The organism is Aliinostoc maniaoense (assembly GCF_058172895.1).
The window spans coordinates 2,438,633-2,457,354 of record NZ_CP187952.1; the positions used below are offsets into that span (position 1 = coordinate 2,438,633).

The 18,722-nt window shown below is 42.1% G+C and carries 17 protein-coding genes; 10 read left to right on the forward strand and 7 right to left on the reverse strand.

Going from position 1 to position 18,722, the window contains the following annotated elements; genetic code table 11:
- The first annotated feature begins 690 nt into the window (after positions 1-690).
- On the forward strand, positions 691-861 hold the full coding sequence (locus ACPZ3T_RS10870; protein WP_490276120.1) for a hypothetical protein: 171 nt from the start codon (positions 691-693) through the stop codon (positions 859-861).
- A 316-nt stretch (positions 862-1,177) separates the two neighbouring features.
- Complete coding sequence (locus tag ACPZ3T_RS10875) at positions 1,178-2,659, forward strand: amidase (RefSeq protein ID WP_490276122.1); 1,482 nt, start codon at positions 1,178-1,180, stop codon at positions 2,657-2,659.
- Positions 2,660-2,857: 198 nt separating this feature from the next.
- Here ACPZ3T_RS10875 and recQ read toward each other — a convergent pair whose 3' ends face one another.
- Positions 2,858-5,020 (reverse strand): DNA helicase RecQ, encoded by a 2,163-nt coding sequence (gene recQ / locus ACPZ3T_RS10880; RefSeq protein WP_490276124.1) that lies wholly within the window; start codon positions 5,018-5,020, stop codon positions 2,858-2,860.
- Positions 5,021-5,119: 99 nt separating this feature from the next.
- Positions 5,120-6,568, reverse strand: a complete 1,449-nt coding sequence (locus ACPZ3T_RS10885) for a deoxyribodipyrimidine photo-lyase, 8-HDF type (protein ID WP_490276126.1) — start codon at positions 6,566-6,568, stop codon at positions 5,120-5,122.
- A 238-nt stretch (positions 6,569-6,806) separates the two neighbouring features.
- Here ACPZ3T_RS10885 and ACPZ3T_RS10890 point away from each other — a divergent pair, with 238 nt between their 5' ends.
- Positions 6,807-7,895, forward strand: a complete 1,089-nt coding sequence (locus tag ACPZ3T_RS10890; RefSeq protein WP_490276128.1) for a D-alanine--D-alanine ligase family protein — start codon at positions 6,807-6,809, stop codon at positions 7,893-7,895.
- 68 nt (positions 7,896-7,963) lie between these two features.
- On the opposite strand, the gene ACPZ3T_RS10895 is transcribed toward ACPZ3T_RS10890, so the two are convergent.
- A complete protein-coding gene (locus tag ACPZ3T_RS10895; RefSeq protein WP_490276130.1) occupies positions 7,964-8,191 on the reverse strand; it encodes a hypothetical protein in 228 nt (75 codons plus the stop codon).
- Between the two features lie 100 nt (positions 8,192-8,291).
- Here ACPZ3T_RS10895 and ACPZ3T_RS10900 point away from each other — a divergent pair, with 100 nt between their 5' ends.
- Together ACPZ3T_RS10900 and ACPZ3T_RS10905 are read left to right on the forward strand one after the other, a co-directional pair.
- Positions 8,292-8,912 carry a hypothetical protein gene (locus ACPZ3T_RS10900; RefSeq protein WP_490276132.1) on the forward strand — a complete coding sequence of 207 codons (621 nt, stop codon included), beginning with the start codon at positions 8,292-8,294 and terminating at the stop codon, positions 8,910-8,912.
- 702 nt (positions 8,913-9,614) lie between these two features.
- Complete coding sequence (locus tag ACPZ3T_RS10905; protein ID WP_490276133.1) at positions 9,615-10,052, forward strand: DUF6918 family protein; 438 nt, start codon at positions 9,615-9,617, stop codon at positions 10,050-10,052.
- Positions 10,053-10,419: 367 nt separating this feature from the next.
- On the opposite strand, the gene ACPZ3T_RS10910 is transcribed toward ACPZ3T_RS10905, so the two are convergent.
- Positions 10,420-10,689, reverse strand: coding sequence for a hypothetical protein (locus ACPZ3T_RS10910; RefSeq protein WP_490276134.1), 270 nt, complete (start codon positions 10,687-10,689; stop codon positions 10,420-10,422).
- A 496-nt stretch (positions 10,690-11,185) separates the two neighbouring features.
- Between ACPZ3T_RS10910 and ACPZ3T_RS10915 the strand changes: the two genes are divergently transcribed.
- Entirely contained in the window at positions 11,186-12,913 is a 1,728-nt protein-coding gene (locus ACPZ3T_RS10915; protein WP_490276136.1) for a succinate dehydrogenase/fumarate reductase flavoprotein subunit, read from the forward strand.
- Between the two features lie 248 nt (positions 12,914-13,161).
- Here the strand turns inward: ACPZ3T_RS10915 and hpf are convergent, their stop codons facing one another.
- The gene (gene hpf / locus ACPZ3T_RS10920) at positions 13,162-13,815 is read right to left on the reverse strand and encodes a ribosome hibernation-promoting factor, HPF/YfiA family (protein ID WP_490276138.1); all 654 of its coding nucleotides are present in this window, start codon (positions 13,813-13,815) and stop codon (positions 13,162-13,164) included.
- 569 nt (positions 13,816-14,384) lie between these two features.
- On the opposite strand from hpf, the gene lipB reads away from it, so the two are divergent.
- The 3 genes from lipB (at position 14,385) to ACPZ3T_RS10935 (ending at position 17,178) form a co-directional block, all read left to right on the forward strand.
- Positions 14,385-15,059 carry a lipoyl(octanoyl) transferase LipB gene (gene lipB / locus ACPZ3T_RS10925; RefSeq protein ID WP_490276140.1) on the forward strand — a complete coding sequence of 225 codons (675 nt, stop codon included), beginning with the start codon at positions 14,385-14,387 and terminating at the stop codon, positions 15,057-15,059.
- 298 nt (positions 15,060-15,357) lie between these two features.
- Positions 15,358-15,558 (forward strand): hypothetical protein, encoded by a 201-nt coding sequence (locus ACPZ3T_RS10930; protein WP_490276142.1) that lies wholly within the window; start codon positions 15,358-15,360, stop codon positions 15,556-15,558.
- 51 nt (positions 15,559-15,609) lie between these two features.
- Positions 15,610-17,178: an ABC transporter permease subunit gene (locus ACPZ3T_RS10935; protein WP_490276144.1), complete on the forward strand. Its 1,569-nt coding sequence runs from the start codon at positions 15,610-15,612 to the stop codon at positions 17,176-17,178.
- A gap of 45 nt (positions 17,179-17,223) precedes the next feature.
- On the opposite strand, the gene ACPZ3T_RS10940 is transcribed toward ACPZ3T_RS10935, so the two are convergent.
- On the reverse strand, positions 17,224-17,793 hold the full coding sequence (locus ACPZ3T_RS10940) for a thermonuclease family protein (protein ID WP_490276146.1): 570 nt from the start codon (positions 17,791-17,793) through the stop codon (positions 17,224-17,226).
- 149 nt (positions 17,794-17,942) lie between these two features.
- Between ACPZ3T_RS10940 and ACPZ3T_RS10945 the strand changes: the two genes are divergently transcribed.
- The gene (locus tag ACPZ3T_RS10945; RefSeq protein ID WP_490276148.1) at positions 17,943-18,305 is read left to right on the forward strand and encodes an ArsR/SmtB family transcription factor; all 363 of its coding nucleotides are present in this window, start codon (positions 17,943-17,945) and stop codon (positions 18,303-18,305) included.
- 86 nt (positions 18,306-18,391) lie between these two features.
- Here ACPZ3T_RS10945 and ACPZ3T_RS10950 read toward each other — a convergent pair whose 3' ends face one another.
- Complete coding sequence (locus tag ACPZ3T_RS10950; protein WP_490276150.1) at positions 18,392-18,718, reverse strand: hypothetical protein; 327 nt, start codon at positions 18,716-18,718, stop codon at positions 18,392-18,394.
- Between the last annotated feature and the right edge of the window lie 4 nt (positions 18,719-18,722).

Sequence of the window (18,722 nt, forward strand, 5' to 3'; positions counted from 1 at the left end):
TGATAGATTGATCTACCAATGTTGATCATAGGTCTGAGTGTTAAATTCTGACTGCTAAATCCAATTGTGCAACTATCAATAGTGACCACCTACATTATGTTCTGGGGGTGATTACCTATCGGTTTACTAGATGCTTTCTTGCTAACACTGATCAATGTTGTTGCTTGTTTGGCATTACCCAAACTTTTATCATTGATTCTCTCTCCACCACGAAGAAAAAGGCATCACAGATTAGCTAAAGTTGCAAAATTGCAACCAACAAATCAGGGAATTACTAGTTTTCCCTACTGCGCGACTTATCCCTTAACTGGAAATCATTTTTGTAAATTCAGTCCACATTTCTGTGATAAATGTTCTGTGAATTGATGGACTATTGTAAGTAATTTTCTCTGCATGATTCAGGACTGAATGTGTGATGATATCAATTGATTTTAGTTGATAGTTATACCTTGCGATCGCTTCACAATTAAGCTTTGATAGCTAATTTAATGAAGTGTTTTTACAAGGTATTTTTTTATTGATGATCACTGTTTTTAAAAGATCACAATTTACTTAACAAAAATATACATAGAGCAAACTTATGGATACTAGAAGAAAATCAAAATCTGTGATCAATGATGCAACTAGTAATTAATACTAAGATAGAAAATAGCTGAGAAGTTTTGCAAGAGGGGTAAGTCGATGAATTTGATGGATGGTATAATCTTGACTCTGGTAAATACTGCTGTCTGTCTCGTGCTACCAAAACTACTATCATTAATTCTGGCTACAAAAAATCAAGAAGTTGTTTCACCAATTCCCGTGAAGGCATCAGAAGATGAGAATGCTAATGTTTCTAGCTATGTAGATGTGCTGTCTTGATTTAATCAATACAGTGTTAGCTAGGATTTAAGTAGAACGGTGTAAATAATTAAAGGTTTGTAGTGAGGACTTTAGTCCTCTCTTAAGGACTAAAGTCCTTACTACGAACTAAATTCAATTTTTTTACATTACTTTACATAGTTTGGTTTTTTCAAGTCGTTCTACTTAGCTTAAAAATAATTATTAATTCATCCCTGAATTAAAATCTTGGGAATACACACATCTTGCACCTCGGTTAAAAACCGGGTTTCTTGATTCAGAAACCCGGTTTTTTAGGGCTTTTTAGGGGACTATCAAGAATTACCTGTCTACGTATATGAGTAGTCTGACGTTTGCTCCTGCCCATCAACTGGCGCGAATGATTCGTGAGGGTGAAGTTTCTGCCGTTGAAGTTCTCAAAGCTTACTTGGCTCAAATCGCCAAACATAACTCGAAGTTGAATGCTATTTGCACGCTGGATGAGGAAAATGCTTATCTTAGGGCTAGGCTGGCTGATGAGGCTTTAGCTAAAGGCGAAAACTGGGGTGCTTTACATGGTGTTCCGATCACGATTAAAGACATTTTTGAAACAGAGGGATTGCTCACCACCGCAGGCTACATTCCTCTCAAAGACTACGTACCTCAACAAGATGCCACCGTCGTTGCCAGACTTCGGACAGCAGGAGCAGTCATCCTGGGAAAAACAAACATGGCGGAACTGGCTGGCGATTACCAAAGTACAAATTCCCTGTTTCCACGAGTCAATAATCCTTGGAATCTTGACTACACTGCCGGCGGGAGTTCTGGGGGCAGTGCTGCGGCTGTGGCAGCAGGGTTATCGTCATTAGATTTAGGTAACGATATTGCGGGTTCAGTGCGTCAGCCTGCTCACTTCTGCGGCGTGTATGGTTTGAAGCCTACGGATCGCCGCATTTCTACAGCAGGACAAATTCCAGAAGTGCCGGGAATGCCAATGTGTCTGCGGCAAATGATCACAGTGGGTTGTTTTGCGCGATCGCTCGAAGATATCCGGCTATGCTTCTCCTTAATTGCAGGCTCTGATATTCGCCGTCCTGATGTGCCGCCAATTCCGCTTGATCATCCTTCTGGTAAGTCTTTGCAGAATCTCAAAATTGCTTGGCTCGATGAATGGGTAGAAGTTCCTGTTGCGTCTGAAATTCGAGTGGCGATGAGTGCGATCGCACAAACCTTGACTCAAGCAGGTGTCCAAATTGAACGCTGGCTTCCTAAAAACTTTGATCTATCAAAAACACTGAACCTCTACGGGCGGATGGCTGCATACATCAACATTTACGCTCAACCCGTAGATCGATATAACTTGCGTCGCAGTTGGCAGCAAATTTTTCGCACCGCTACCCAAGGGCAAAAAGAACTCCGCAAATTGGGGGATTTTAGCCGCCTTCTACCAGAACTGTTGAACCCACGTCTGAAAGGATATTTTGAGGTACTTACCGAGCGCGATGGTTTCACTGCCCAAATGGATGAGGCATTAGAACCGTGGGATGCGTGGCTCACTCCTGTTGCTGCCACCCCTGCCTTTACCCATCGTCCCGCTTGGAGTGCGATTGACATTGATGGCCGATCCTACCCTCATGCCGTGGCAAACGGAGCTTACACCATGCCATTTAATCTGAGTGGACATCCTGTGGTAGTGATTCCGATTGGACACACTCAAAATGGTTTACCAATAGGAATGCAAGTTGTTGGCAAACGATGGCGTGAAATGGAATTATTAGCGATCGCTCAGGAACTTGATAAAGTAATTAATGCTTTCCGAAACCCGTCTGAAATTATTTAATATCGTGTTCGGTTAAAGACTTATAATTAAGACTGCAAGGGGGCAGGGGGCAGGGGAGACAAGGGAGCAGGGGAGCAGGGGGCAGGGGAGCAGAGGCAGAAAAACTCTTGAATTTTGAATTTTGTAGGCGCAAGCCTTCCCGCAGGGTATTTTGAATTTTGAATTGATATGCCCAATGCCCAATGCCCAATGCCCTAATTACGAATTATTCCGATTTTGCCGTCGCCACTTTTCTCTAACTAAGCGAATCTCACTAAAAGTATAACTATCACCCAATTGTTCTTTAATGGGTGTTAAAGCAATATCACCCAGCACTTCTAAAACTTGCCAAATCTTTTGTTGATGTTCTAGAGGGACTAATTGATTTAAATCTACAGGTTGATTTTTGGCAATGAGTTTTTCTAAGTGACTGGCAATAGTAGCAGGACTGAGATTGCGTTTTTGGGCAATTTGAGCAATATTTAAACCTTGTTGATGTAACTGTAATGTTTGCAATTCACTGCTAGAAACTAAACTCGATGAAAATGTAGAATCTAGAGATTGATCTGTTGAACTTTGTTCTTGACGATAGGCGCGAATTTCTGCAAGAAACCTATCACCATATTGAGCTAGTTTGTGACTACCTACGCCAGAGAGTTTACCAAATTCAGCCAGATTTTTTGGCTGTACTTGCGCCATTAATTTCAAAGTGGAATCATGGAAGACTACATAAGGCGGAACAGACTGTTCATCAGCTAATTGTTTACGCAGCGATCGCAATCTGTGTAATAATGCTTCTGCAACTTCGGCTTTGCCATTATCTTTGACTACACTTACCTTCTGCACCACGGGAACAGATAGCATTACTTGCCGTTGTCGGCGCATGACTTCCCAGCTTAAGGCGTTTAATTTCAGTACAGAATAGCCGTCGGTAGTTTGTTCTAATAAACCTTGATGTAATAGCGATCGCCCTAACATTCGCCATTCATCTACGCTTCTATCTTTACCTATACCGTAGGTGGAAAGTTTGTTATGTTCGTATTGGATGATTTTATCTTTTTTTGCCCCCCGCAACACATCAATAATGTGTAACATCCCAAATCTTTCTTTACAACGTGCCACACAAGATAAAAACTTCATGGCTTCAATTGTCCAATCTTCTAAAGGTTTGGGATAGCGGCAGTTATCGCAGTTACCACAATTACCAGCAAAGCGTTCTCCAAAATAACCTAGTTGAATTGTACGACGGCAATCTGTCCCTTCAGCATAATCTATCATCTGCCGGAGTTGTTGCCGAGCAATTAACTGTTCTTGCGGCTCAGTTTTTTGTTCAATGCTCCATTCAATGGTTTTAATATCAGCAAAACTGAAAAATATTGTACACCTGGAAGGTTCGCCATCTCTGCCTGCCCTGCCTGATTCTTGATAGTAACTTTCTAGATTCCGGGGAATATCAAAGTGAACTACTAACCGCACATCAGGTTTATTAATTCCCATCCCAAAGGCGATAGTTGCTACCATTACCCGCACATCATCCCGAATAAATCTTGTTTGATTTTTACTGCGTTCTTGATCGGGTAATCCGGCATGATAAGGTAAAACCGAAATTTTATCATTTTGCAGTTTAAAAGTGAGTTCTTCGACTTTTTTACGAGTTAAACAATAAATAATAACTGCACCTTCCGTATCTCGAATTAATTCTAATAATTCGGCGTAAGCTTGTTTAGTTTTAGGGCGGACTTCGTAATAAAGATTTTGGCGATTAAAACTCGCAATGTGAATACTTGGCTGTTTTAAGCCTAATTGTTGAATGATATCAGCCCGGACGCGATCTGTAGCGGTGGCAGTCAGGGCAAGAGTGGGGACATTGGGGTAACGCTGGCGCAGAGATTTTAATTGGCGATATTCCGGCCGAAAATCGTGTCCCCATTCCGAAACGCAATGAGCTTCATCAATAGCAAAGATAGAAATCCCGATTTTTTCGTGTACTAAATCGATAAAGGGGAGAAATCTTTCACTCAAAAGACGTTCAGGAGCGACGTAGAGTAATCTTACCTTACCGTTAAGGATGGCATCTTCCCGCGATCGCACCTGATACGGATTTAAACTACTATTGAGGAATGTAGCCGAAATGTTATTATTTCGCAGTGCTTCTACTTGGTCTTGCATCAAAGCAATCAACGGTGATACCACCACAGTTAGTCCTGATTTCATCAGTGCAGGTAACTGAAAGCACAGAGACTTTCCCCCACCCGTAGGCATTACCACCATCAAATCCCGATTTTGTAGTGCGTCTTCGATAATTTGCCGTTGCCCAGGACGGAAATGTTCATAACCGAAGTGATATTTTAACGCCTGTTCGAGATGGGGATACTGAAGCATAGCGATCGCTGTGATGATTGCTTTCTGCGTAGGTAGTTACGAGGATACCAGGATTTTAACAAAGTCAACAAGAAGGGTGTAGGGGCTTTGAATTGTTAATCATCCTGGGGAGCTAATTAAATCCTTTTGCTGTTGATAGCGTTGTTTAAATAGTTGTTGCTGTTTTTTATGATCTACAATTGGCTCAGGATAACCCACCCCATGACGTTCTAAGGGGGTAATTTTACCTGTAACTAAATATTCCGTATCTATAGAACTTAACTCTGGCAACCACATACGTATATACTCGCCATCAGGATCGAATTTTTGCGCCTGACTAGCTGGGTTAAAAATCCGCAGGGGTTTAGCATCCATCCCACTAGAAGCACTCCATTGCCAACCGCCATTATTAGCAGATAAATCTCCATCAATGAGTTTCTGCATAAAGTATTTTTCACCCCACTGAGGATTAATTAATAAATCTTTGGTGAGGAAACTAGCAACAATCATCCGACAACGGTTGTGCATCCAACCAATTTCATTTAACTGGCGCATGGCTGCATCTACAATGGGGTAGCCTGTTCTACCTTCACACCAAGCTTGAAAATATTCTAAGTTATTTTCCCAAGGGAAAGTTTTAAAAGCATCACGGTAAGCACCATCTGCCAGCTGAGGAAAGTGATACATAGCGTGTTGATAAAATTCTCGCCAAGCTAGTTCTTGTTGCCAAGTACGGATACTTGCAGTAGCTTCTTCGCTGGTGTAATTTTCTAAAGCTTCTAGGGTAGCTTGCCAAACTGTGCGAATCCCAATTACACCAAATTTTAAGGCAGCACTGAGTTGTGATGTGCCATCAATGGCGGGAAAGTTACGCTGTTCTTGATATTCTGTAATTGTTTTGGCGGTAAATTTCTCCAACTTTTCCTGGGCGGCTGCTTCCCCTGGGGAAATAATTAAATCTGCATCCCAAACAAATCCTAAATCTTTAGCAGTGGGTAAGGCTATGACTCCAGCTTGTTCGGCAAGTGCTTGTTCTGCCGGAGTGAGTCCGCAGGCATTTTCCAGAGTTTTGACTGGTTTAGCCTTGGGTTTGCTAATCCAATTTTTCCAGAAGGGAGTGTACACAGTGTAAGGTGTATTGCTTCCTGAGTAAATTGCTGCCGGGGAATGGAGAATTTGATCCCAATTGTCCGGGAGAAATTTTATCCCTTTAGCTGTTAAAGTTTCTATGATATTGCGATCACGTGTTTGTGAATAAGGTTCTACATCCCAATTCCAAAACACTGCTTTAGCTTGTAACGTCTCAGCTAAATCAGGAATCATCTTTACAGGATCACCACGCAAAATCAATAACTGACTTCCCGCCTGTGCATATGCCTCTTGTAATGCTTGCAAACAACCAATCATGTAAGTAACTCTAGCTGGTGCAACATCATCCCGTTCTAGAATATTCGCATCCAGGCAAAATACACCCACCACTTTCGCAGTTTGTTCCCTTGCTAAAGCTAATCCAGTATTATCCCCAAGGCGTAAATCACGACGATGCCAAAATAAAATTAAGTCAGACATTTGAGAATTTTATATAGTTGATTTGTACTAGTGTAAACTGGATTGCATTCTAAATTTTGTTAAACTCCTCCCCTGTCTCCCTTGTCTCCCTTGTCTCCCTTGTCTCCCTTTTCCCCCTGCCCCCTGCCTCTTGCCCCCTGCCCCCTGCCCCCTGCCCCCTGCGATATTAATATAAAGATGTGAATCGTGCCTACTTCGGTGATAGGCTATCTGCGTGAGGAGTGTCGAGGTATTGAAAATGAATAAATTGCGGGTGGGACTGTTGTTTGGTGGGCGTTCTGGGGAACATGAAGTTTCTATTAGTTCCGCACGGGCGATCGCAAAAGCTTTAAGTGCGGCAGAAAATGCTAATAAGTATGAAATACTCCCTTTTTATATCGAAAAAAATGGACGTTGGTTAGCAGGAGAAGCCCCCCAAAAAGTTTTGGAATCTGGTTTACCTCTGTTAGATGCTCCAGATGCACTGACAGTTAACAACATACCACCCCTAGAGCGTTGGCAATCACCCCCTCAAGTCGCAGAAGTTGATGTGTGGTTTCCCATTCTGCACGGGCCGAATGGCGAAGATGGCACAATTCAGGGATTATTAACTTTAATGCAAGTTCCCTTTGTTGGTTCTGGGGTGTTGGGTTCAGCATTGGGAATGGATAAAATAGCCATGAAAATGGCCTTTGAGCAAGCAGGTATCCCCCAAGTAAAATATAAAGCCGTCACTAGAGCGCAAGTATGGTCAAATCCTTGCGTTTTTCCCAAATTATGTGATGAAATTGAGGCCGAACTAGGTTATCCTTGTTTTGTCAAACCTGCAAACCTTGGCTCATCGGTAGGGATTAGCAAAGTGCGATCGCGCCAAGAATTAGAAGCAGCGTTAGATAATGCCGCCAGTTACGACCGCAGAATTATTGTAGAAGCCGGAGTTACTGCTAGAGAGGTAGAGTGTGCCGTTTTAGGTAATGATCAAGCCCAAGCCTCTATCGTAGGAGAGATTACGTTTAACAGCGATTTTTACGATTATGAAACCAAATATACCCAAGGGCAAGCAGATTTACTGATTCCCGCCCCAATTCCCGACAACATCAGCCAGAAAATTCAAGAATTAGCAATACAAGCCTTTGCCGCCGTTGATGCAGCTGGTTTAGCCAGAGTAGATTTTTTCTACATAGAAGCCACTCAAGAAGTCTTGATTAACGAGATTAACACCCTACCAGGTTTCACAGCTACCAGTATGTATCCCCAACTGTGGGCGCATAGTGGCATTACGTTTCCAGAATTAGTCAATCGCTTAGTCGAGTTGGCATTAGAACGACATAGTAACGTTGGAAAATAATCGGGCATGGGGCATTGGGCATTGGGCATGGGGAATGGGGCATTGGGCATTGGGCAATAGGACGCTTGTTAAGCTGAAACCTTGTCAGGGCAGGGTGTGGGAGGTGTGGGATGGTGGAGAATAAATCTTTCCCCCCACACTCCCCTCTCTCCCCACACTCCCCCTGCTCCCTTGTCTCCCTTGTCTCCCTTGTCTCCCTTGTCTTCCCCTACCCCCTGCTCCCCTGCCCCCTGCTCCCCTGCCCCCTGCCCCCTACCTCCTCCACACCCCGCCCCATTTTGTAGCCAAAATGGCAAAAAAAAGCTACTACAATCTCAAAATCGCCTACGGATACCTCATAGCTTGCCCGTTTAGTACAATCGATGCACTAGAGGGGAAAAAAATCTGTAATTGATCATGAAAAACAGTCAAACCTTACAGCATAAGCTAACCCAGGTAAAAACAACCAAAGTAGAGCTAAAAAAACCTAACTCAAATATGTTCTTGGTTCTGCTGACGCGTCATCCGTTGCTGTTATTGATGGGGTTGTTAGTAACCTGTCTTGGATCTGCTACCCTTGCAGTGTACAACCTACTCCATGTCAGTGATGTGGAACAGACACCATCAGAATCAATTCCGGCTGTGGTGGAAGCACCGATAACTACTAAGCCTGATGTTAGTAACCCCATCCCATTATGGATGATTATAGCGATCGCTTTTAGCTGTGCTAGTGGTTGCTGGGTGATTCTTCGCTTAGTTAACCTACCTAAAAAACCTGCAAAAGTTGCCATTACTCGGACTTCATCACCACGCACCCGCCGCACAAGAGTGGTAAAACCCAGAGTAAAGCCTCAACGAGTTTTTACTCCAATACAACCCTTGCAACCACTCGCCTCCATTGCATCTAGCAAAAAACCTGTGATGACTGTTCTACCACCAGAACACAAGCATCCCATAGATAGAAATAAGGAATCTTTAGCTACTTTAGTCGATTGGCGTAAACATAATTCTTTATCGGCTTTGTTGCAAAAGTATTAACTATACTTTTTGTGGTGATGTAGGCCAAAAACTTCGAGAAAATAAATTATCTAACTTATCGAGATTATATTTTTCTCTATTCCGTCGTCTCCTGCCCCCTGCGAACACCCGACTTTAGCGGGAAACTTGGTAGCCTCGCATCTTTAGATCGAGGTGGAAAAGTGACTTGTGCAACTTTAGTTGCAGTCAAAAAAAATGGTAAAATAACAGAGTGAGTAAGGTAATACTCCTGCACGTTGAAGCTTCTTAGTACGGCGAACTCCCGGCATCTTCGGAATCGCATTGAGTCGATATCCCAAGAATGTAAGTAATGGCAAGTAGCTGAGTGTACCGCAACATTGGCTTAGTGGAGAACCCCGGAAAGCATTTAATTAATTGAATAACGTAGCTGCAAGACTCATGGGTGTCGTATGTTCAGTGATGTCGAGCAGGTAGTGGGACTTTTGACTGTCCCTTCTAAGTGCTTCTTGGAGAATCCCCCGACTTTTTGCTTAAACGAGCGTAGCGAAGTTTAAGCGGTCGGGGGAGTGTCAAAACAATGGCATATTTTTTTATTGCCAACCCCTTAACCCACCCTATTCAATTTTCAATTTTGTCGGTCTAGGCTATACTCCTCCTTTGATACTATTTTTGGTAATTTCCTGTTAATGAGGAAAATTCCTCGAATACACATTAGATACATTTAAATCCCGGAGGAGTGAAATGGCACTAAGTGATGGACTCTCAGACGCTAACAAAAAAGCTATGGTTGTTGATGAATGCTGCAAGATGATAGATTCCCAACTTGCAGCTAAGTCCGGTATTAGTGGTATAGCCTTAAAAACTGCCTTTGCCGCCCTCAAAGGAATCAAACCAGGCTATATTCCTTATGTGGTGGAACAGTTGCTACCCTCTTGCTTGAGTGCAATTGATCCTATCTGGAGTGAGGGTATGCAAAACGGCGATCCTGTTGCACATTTAGTTTCTAGTCGTTCTCGCACAGCAGACGCACTACTTAGTATCACTGATACTAGAGTCAAAAGTAGCACTCGCCCAATTGTACGGGGAACTTATGAAAAACTCCGTGGTTCGGCTAAACAGCACGTAGAAGAAGCTGTACCAGATTTAGCTAAGGTGATTGAAAATTATACTAAAGCCTAAAAATAATTGCTAATTCGTAATGGACTTCGTCCCGCTACGCTAACGTAATTCGTAATACCGCTACGCGGAAGCAAGGTACGTAATTACGAGACGTAGTAGACGTAGGGTGTGTGACGCTGCGAAAGTGTTTAAATGTGGTCATCAGACTGATAGCGTCACGCACCAAGCATTAATTGTGACACTTGCGTAAGTTATGAACAATTCTTCAAAATTTAGCAACACATCCAAACTCTGAAACCTTTGTAAAATAACAAAGTATTTGATTTACCCGTTCAACAAAAATGGTAGGTTGGGAAGCCACCGCCTTGGACGGATTTTCCGGTTTGGGGAAGTCGCGTTTGACGTAAGCAAACCCAACCTACCATAACTAATCATTACAAAAGTTATCTACTCTAATATCCCGCCAAATATCAGACACTTGCCATCCAGAGTTCCCTACAGATTGAATTACAGGATATTCCTGGCGGGGAATATAGTATGGTTCTTTTGCTTGAATATAAAAATTTGGTTTTTCCTCAACTATCGGTTCTGGAACACCAAGATCATCAGCTTGAAGATTCGTCTCTTCAGCTTCTTCCATCATTTTCATTTTCTCCATGAGGAGTTTTTCTGATTTTTTGATAAGTCTTATATCCATTTGGTTACTCAGTTGAAAAGATTGACAGAAAAAAGAGAATCTAAATGCTGATTCTTGGAGAGATAATCAAGTTCTTCAAGAATCGTGATATAGATCCGTAAGAAAGTGTTATGAACTTAGTGTTGAAAAAATTACCCAAGGAAATCTAGGATACAGCAAATTTATCCAAAATAGGTAGTGTTATCTCCAAAAATTTTAAATTAAAGATAAAGAATTACAACAAACTTGCATCTACTAGAAGAAGTATTTTAACGCTATGGTATCTCAGACGATTTGCAATGACTGTGCTTTTCATGTTGAGGGAGAAGACACAATAGAGTGTATTCACCCTGATGAAAATGGGGTGAACTGTTCTACTGTGATCTTTTGCAGTTCATTTGAGCCAGCAAAGGAAATTGACAGTCCTTGTGTGTCGTTTGGTAATGATGAACCAGACTAATTCACTAAATGACATCTCTACAATAGAACAGCAGTCTTTTGTAGCCAGGGGCGAACTATGCTGGAACATGATGTGATTATTGTTGGGGGTGGCTTGGCGGGATGTCGTGCGGCTGTGGAAATTGCCCGGACTGATCCTAGTTTAAATGTAGCAGTGGTGGCGAAAACCCATCCCATTCGTTCACACTCGGTTGCTGCTCAAGGGGGTATTGCAGCGACATTAAAAAATGTGGATTCTACTGATAGTTGGGAAGCCCATGCTTTTGATACTGTCAAAGGTTCTGATTATCTAGCAGACCAAGACGCAGTAGCAATTCTCACCCAAGAAGCACCGGATGTAGTGATTGATTTGGAACATATGGGGGTTTTGTTCTCCCGTTTAAATGATGGTCGAATTGCACAACGGGCTTTTGGGGGACATTCTCACAACCGCACCTGTTACGCCGCAGATAAAACCGGACACGCCATTTTACATGAGTTGGTGAATAATTTGCGGCGTTATGGTGTGCATATATATCAAGAATGGTATGTGATGCGCCTGATTTTGGTAGAGAATGAAGCCAAAGGTTTGGTGATGTATAGCCTGCTAGATGGGCAGATTGAGGTAGTACGGGCTAAGGCGGTGATGTTTGCCACGGGGGGTTATGGTCGCGTTTATAACACCACATCTAATGATTACGCTTCTACCGGTGATGGTTTAGCGATGACGGCACTGGCGGGTTTACCTCTAGAAGATATGGAGTTTGTGCAGTTTCATCCTACTGGTTTGTATCCGGTGGGGGTGCTGATTTCGGAAGCAGTACGGGGAGAAGGAGCGTATCTAATTAACTCGGAAGGCGATCGCTTTATGGCGAATTATGCCCCCAGTCGCATGGAATTAGCCCCCCGTGACATTACTTCACGAGCGATCGCCTACGAAATTCGCGCCGGACGTGGTATAAATCCTGATGGTAGTGCTGGCGGCTCTTATGTCTATCTAGATTTGCGCCACATGGGCAAAGAAAAAATTATGAGTCGCGTCCCCTTCTGTTGGGAAGAAGCACACCGTTTAGTCGGGGTAGATGCAGTTACTCAACCGATGCCAGTGCGTCCGACTATTCACTATTGCATGGGTGGGATTCCTGTCAATATTGATGGCAGAGTCCGCAGTCACGGCGATAGTTTTGTAGAAGGTTTCTTTGCGGCTGGTGAGACAGCTTGTGTTTCTGTCCACGGTGCAAACCGCTTGGGGAGTAATTCCCTATTAGAGTGTGTAGTTTATGGTAAACGGACTGGGGCGGCGATCGCTCAATATGTGCAGAAACGTAAACTACCCACCATAGATGAGCAAAGTTATATCACACAAGCCCAACAAGAAATTCAAGCCTTAATGGCACAGCCGGGAAAATATCGTATTAACCAAGTCCGCCAAGAATTTCAAGATTGTATGACTGAATTTTGTGGTGTTTTCCGCACTGAGGAATTAATGCGTCAAGGATGGCAAAAAATTACAGATATACAACAAAAATATAGTCAAATTTATTTAGATGACAAAGGTAGTTGTTGGAACACAGAACTGATAGAAGCTTTAGAGTTACAAAGTTTAATGGTAGTGGGACAAACTATCTTAGCCTCAGCTATCAATCGTCAAGAAAGTCGCGGCGCACATTTCCGCGAAGATTACCCCCAGCGTGATGATGCCAATTTTCTCAAACACACAATGGCTTACTATTCACCCACAGGGATTGATATTCAATATCGCCCAGTGGCAGTGACGATGTTTGAGCCACGGGAAAGGAAGTATTAGGGACTGCTGATTTTTAGGCAAGGGGGCAGGGGGCAGGGGGCAGGGGGCAGGGGGCAGGGGGCAGGGGGCAGGGGGCAGGGGGCAGGGGGCAGGGGGCAGGGTGTAGGGGGTAAGGATTTTTTGTACTGCAAAACTCCCCTCTCCTTGCAGGGGAGGGGTTGGGGGAGGGGTTCTTCTAGGAAGACTGAATTGTTCTAGTAGTACACAGTCAACAGTCAACAATAAATGTTAACTGTTGACTGATGGAATTATTTAGCCTGAGACTTTTCTGCCATCACCATGTTAGCGGCTACTTTACCATTTTTACCGTTGGTATGATGAGTATGGCCGTTGTTGCGTCGGGGTTGAATTACGCCATAACCGCCATGATTGCGTTCATAAATGACGTTGATTTCACCTGTTTCAGCATTGTGGAACATATAAAAATCATGTCCTACCAATTGCAGTTGCTCTAAAGCCTCTGCAACCGTCATCGGTGGCATAGAAAAGTATTTAGTCCGAACAACTTCTTGGGGGAGTTCAGGAGTGCGATCGCCAATTAAATCTGCAACTACTGGTTGTGGTACAACTACTTCATTAGTTGGTTGAGCTTGAGTTTTCTTATCTTGTTTTCTTTCTTTATATTTACGCAGTTGTCTGGCAATTTTATCTGCAACTAAATCAATGCTCGCGTATAAGTTTTCGCTGCTTTCCTCGGCGCGGATGACACTACCATTTGCATAGATAGTGACTTCAGCCGCTTGTTTAGGGTTAATTCGGGGATTGCGAGCTACGCTAAGGTGGACATCCACTTCGTTGGTGATGTTCTGAAAGTGACTAACTGCTTTTTCAATTTTTTGATGCACATATTCTCGAATAGCATCGGTAATTTCAATATTTTTGCCGTGGATGACAAGCTTCATGTAAACTCTCCCGCTCGATAGCTCAATATTTAATGTGATGTTGTCTTTGTATGAAAAGAGATTGCGGTAAGTTATGCTACTGCACCAACACCTTTTTTGATAGTTTTTTAGCCTGTTTTCTCACAATTTTTTGCATCTATTATAGCTATTACCCCTGTGATTTGTGCGATCGCTCTAACTGATTGCCAGACAATTAGATACTCGCTCTGTTTTCTCAATTAAGGTAGTCTGATCAATAACTGTTTTGACTACCTTGCTCATTAAAACAAACGTTACATAACTGATAGTAGTTACTTCTGGTTGTTTTTTTGGGGTACACACGTCCTTCAGATGTAAACAAATTATGAGATTCATCAGCCAGTGGTTTCTTGCTTCTTCTCTTGGCGTGATGCTGATTGTAGAGAAATCCTCCCAACACCTTTGTGTTTATATATTCAAACTAGCACTTTGTTTTTCCCAGAGATGATTCCCTTGATGTTCCTTTAAAATCCTTTGCATAGCTTGACAATTGTTGATCAATTTCCCGGAAGTTGAAATATATTTAGTGGTTAACTCAGTTGATTTTTGCCATGAACCGTAGTAAAGCAGCTAACATAAACTCTTGTTTGTTGTACAACAAAGGGTTAACACCCTACTTAGAGGCACATCAGTGGCAGAAATCGCTACTTACAGAGCGGATTCACAATCCCCATCTAGATGACGTGTTAATCTTGCTAGAACATCCCCCTGTCTACACTTTAGGACAAGGCAGTAATTCCGAATTTATCAAATTTGACCCAACCCAGAATCAGTTTGAAGTACACAGAACCGAACGTGGCGGTGAAGTTACTTACCACTGTCCCGGCCAATTGGTAGGGTATCCGATTTTCAATTTACAACGTTATTGTAAAGATTTACATTGGTACTTGCGGCAATTAGAAGCGGTGATCATTCGGGTTTTAGCGGTTTATGGTTTAAAAGGCGATCGCATCCCCTCTTTAACTGGGGTATGGTTAGAAGGACGCAAAGTGGCAGCAATTGGGATTAAAGTCAGCCGTTGGGTGACTATGCACGGTTTTGCTTTAAATGTCTGTCCCGATATGACAGGCTTTAGCCGCATTGTTCCCTGCGGTATTGCAGATAAACCTGTAGGCAGTTTAGCCGAATGGATTCCAGGAATCACCTGTGAAGAAGTACGTATCCATGTTGCTCAAGCTTTTACAGAAGTGTTTGGTATAGAATTTACCGACCCAATTGTTAAATAAATATACTGATTCCAGGAGATTTGGCTGTAATTATGTAATAGGTGCATTAACAATTCAAAATTCAAAATTCAAAATTAAAGACAGTTGGAGTTAGGGATTTAAACCCCAACTCAACTGATACTAAGTGTAGACGTACGGGTCTTATACCCTTGAATTTACGATAAAGTCACAAGTAGAAAGATGTGGCAATTACCAGGAAATTGCTATTTACTTGTGATTTCAGTTGTACAAGTTAAAATATGATTGTCTGGCAGCCTCGCAATTAGATTTTTTGTATAAGTTGACTCAAATTCCACCTGTGACATATCCAAACACTCCACAGACTTACGCCCCAGTGTTGACATCTCTGAGAGAAAGAGACTGGAAAATTCTCATTGACTTGTTTGAAAGACATGATAGCGATGAAATTGAAGCTGACATCAACACTAATCTACTGTTAAGGATGCCTGAACCATGTTGGGAAGACGATCCCTTTGAATTTTTGCGGGAATATCTTTAAACAGTTATCAGTCATCAGTTATCAGTCCAACACTCACAAGGTAAATATCATATGAGCTTCGATTTTAGGCGTTGGCTGTACTGGTGTCTAGTAATTGGTTTGAGTTGTGTTTTACTCTCTGGTTGTAGTGGAAATCTCAGCAGCGATAAAACTTTACGAGTCGCCACTGAACCAGCCTTTCCACCCTTTGAGTTCCAAGGAAAAGCAGGGGAATTACAGGGGTTTTCGATAGATTTAATGAATGCGATTGCTTCCAGCACGCCAGGGGCGAACGCTAACTCTGCTAACTTTAAAATTAACTTCCAAAGTCTGCCGTTTGATGGTATAATACCAGCCTTGCAAGCCAAAACCGTAGATGCGGCTATTAGTTCCATTACTATCACCGCCGAACGCGCCAAGACTGTGGCTTTCTCTCGTCCTTATTTTAAAGCCGGGTTAGCGATCGCTATTCGGGAAAATAACCCTAATATTACAGGTTTTGACAGTCTCAACAATAAAAAAATTGCCGTCCAAATTGGCACAACTGGCGCAGCCAAAGCTAAAAGTATCCCAGGCGCAGAAATTCGCAGTTTTGATTCTGCACCTTTAGCTTTACAAGAATTACTTAATGGCAATGTCGATGCAGTTATTAATGATGCACCAGTAACTTTATATGCCATTAATACAGGCAATCTCAAAGGTATTAAAGTTGTAGAACAATTACTTACAGAGGAATATTATGGCATTGCCACCGCCCAAAATTCCCCGAATTTATCACTCATTAACAACGGACTAGATAGAATATTACAAAACGGCACTTATAGCCAAATTTACCAAAAATGGTTTAAAGTTACTCCACCACAATTACCAGATAAATCACCCTTTGAGAATCAAAGTAACACAGGTAAAGGAGGAATATTTGCATCAATCAATTTAATTTTGCAAGCTTTACCAACTTTATTGCAAGGCGCATTAATCACCTTACAACTAACAATGATTTCTGTAGTTTTGGGTTTAATTGCAGGTTCATTAATTGGAATCGTGCGCCTCTCTAAAATTACTCCTGTACGCTGGTTAGCCAGAGCTTATGTTGACTTTTTTCGCGGTACTCCTCTACTCGTGCAGATTTTTATGATTTATTTTGGCATCCCAGCCATTGCTCAAGAACTCAACTTAACTTTCACATTTGATCGTTTAGTAGCTGGGGTAATTGCCTTAAGTTTAAATTGTGCAGCTTACATTGCCGAAATTGTCCGCGCTGGTATTCAATCCATTGAACCAGGACAAGCAGAAGCCGCTAAATCATTAGGCTTAAATCCTATATTAACCATGCGTTTAGTAATTTTTCCTCAAGCATTTCGGCGGATGTTACCAGCTTTAGGAAATGAGTTTATTAGTTTATTAAAAGACACAAGTTTAGTAGCAGTGATTGGGTTTGAAGAATTATTTCGTAAAGGGCAATTAATTGTAGCTGATAATTATCGCGCCTTTGAAATTTATGCAGCAGTTGCCATAGTTTACCTATGTTTAACACTGCTTTCTTCCCAAGCCTTTAGTCGCCTAGAAACATGGTTAAATCCCACCCATTCAGGTAAGTTTCCTCCAGTAACCGCGTCTAAATTAGATCATAAACAAGATTAATGCTTTATGTTCTTTACAAGAGTTTAGTATATAATATAATCACAGCTATTTTCTCTTACTAAAACTGCGATACTCCCAAGGATTAATAAATTTAGCATCGCCCCAAATACCAATGTTCTGCTGTTGTGCTTGAGCTTCTGCTTGCTGCACTAAATCTTTACTGGGACACTTATTTAAATAGGGACGATAAACCTTAGCTAACCCTTCTTTTAACAAGATTTCTTGGACAAAAGTACCATCTCTTAATCGTACCTCAGCCACTTTGCGCCCATAATGATCGCTATCTGTAATCGTCAGTGTAACGCGATCGCCACTTTGTTTCACCAACTGCGCTAATCTAGTTTGTGCTTTCGTACCCCAATTAAATTGATTGCGATCGCTAGCTCTCTTACTAGCTTGCTCTTTGCGAGAATGAGGTATTTCCGGCGCATCCATACAAGCAAAGCGCACCGTAAATTTATTACCCTGAGCATCTTTCACTACTAAAGTGTCACCATCACTCACCCGCTCAACCAAGTCACCAGAAACGCCAAACAATTGATCACAACCCATCACACCCATAACCATGAATGCTGCACTCAATAAAATTAGTAAATTTTTGTGTAATTTATTCATAAGTAAATAGTCAATAGTCAATAGTCATCAGTTTTTCTCCTCTACTTCCCCCACTTCCCACACTCCCCCTGCCCCCTGCTCCCTGCCCCAGTCGCCTATAATACTAGTTAGTTATTCAATTATTTTGGCACTGAATATTGCATCTGCCTATGCCGAAAACTAAGTCATCTCAGACTGATTCAGATATATTTGCGGCGGTTGCTGAGTATTTCAAGATGCTATCGGAAGCTAGCCGACTGCAAATTTTGGCGTGTCTTAAATCAGGGCCTATGAATGTGATGGAACTTACGGAAGCTACAGGCTTAGGACAAGCAAATTTATCTAAGCACTTGAAGGTATTAACCCAGGCGGGAATTGTCACTCGTCAACCAAAAGGGACTAGTGCTTTTTATGAGATTGCTGATCCGATGATTTTTGATCTATGTGAATTAGTATGCGATCGCATTAGCGAAAGAATCCTACAACAAGCCGAAAATCTCAAGGCTTTGCAGAATACAAAAACATTTTTTTAAGTAAGTAGAACGGCGTGAATAATTCAAGGTTTGTAGTAGGGACTTTAGTCCTCTCTTAAGGGCTAAAGCCCTTACTACAAGCTAATTTAATTAAATTTTACATTACTTAATGTAGTTTGTTTTTTTCTCGCCGACTTACTTAAGGGAGGCAAAAAGCGGTGTGGATTTTCCTCCCTACCGAACTTCAGAGCTGCGGCTTCCGCCGTTCTGAGTTCTCGCTTGATTGCCGTTGTGTGACACTGCCAAAGTATTTGAACGTAGTCATAAGGGACTTCCAGAAAATAAACTATCCAATTTATTTTCTTCAAAAAAACTGTCTTTCCCCCTGCTCCCTGCCCCCTTGCCATCAACGCGATAGTATATTTTTTTAATTGGAAGTCCCTAAAAGATTGTTTGGGTAATCCGTTAGGCATGGGA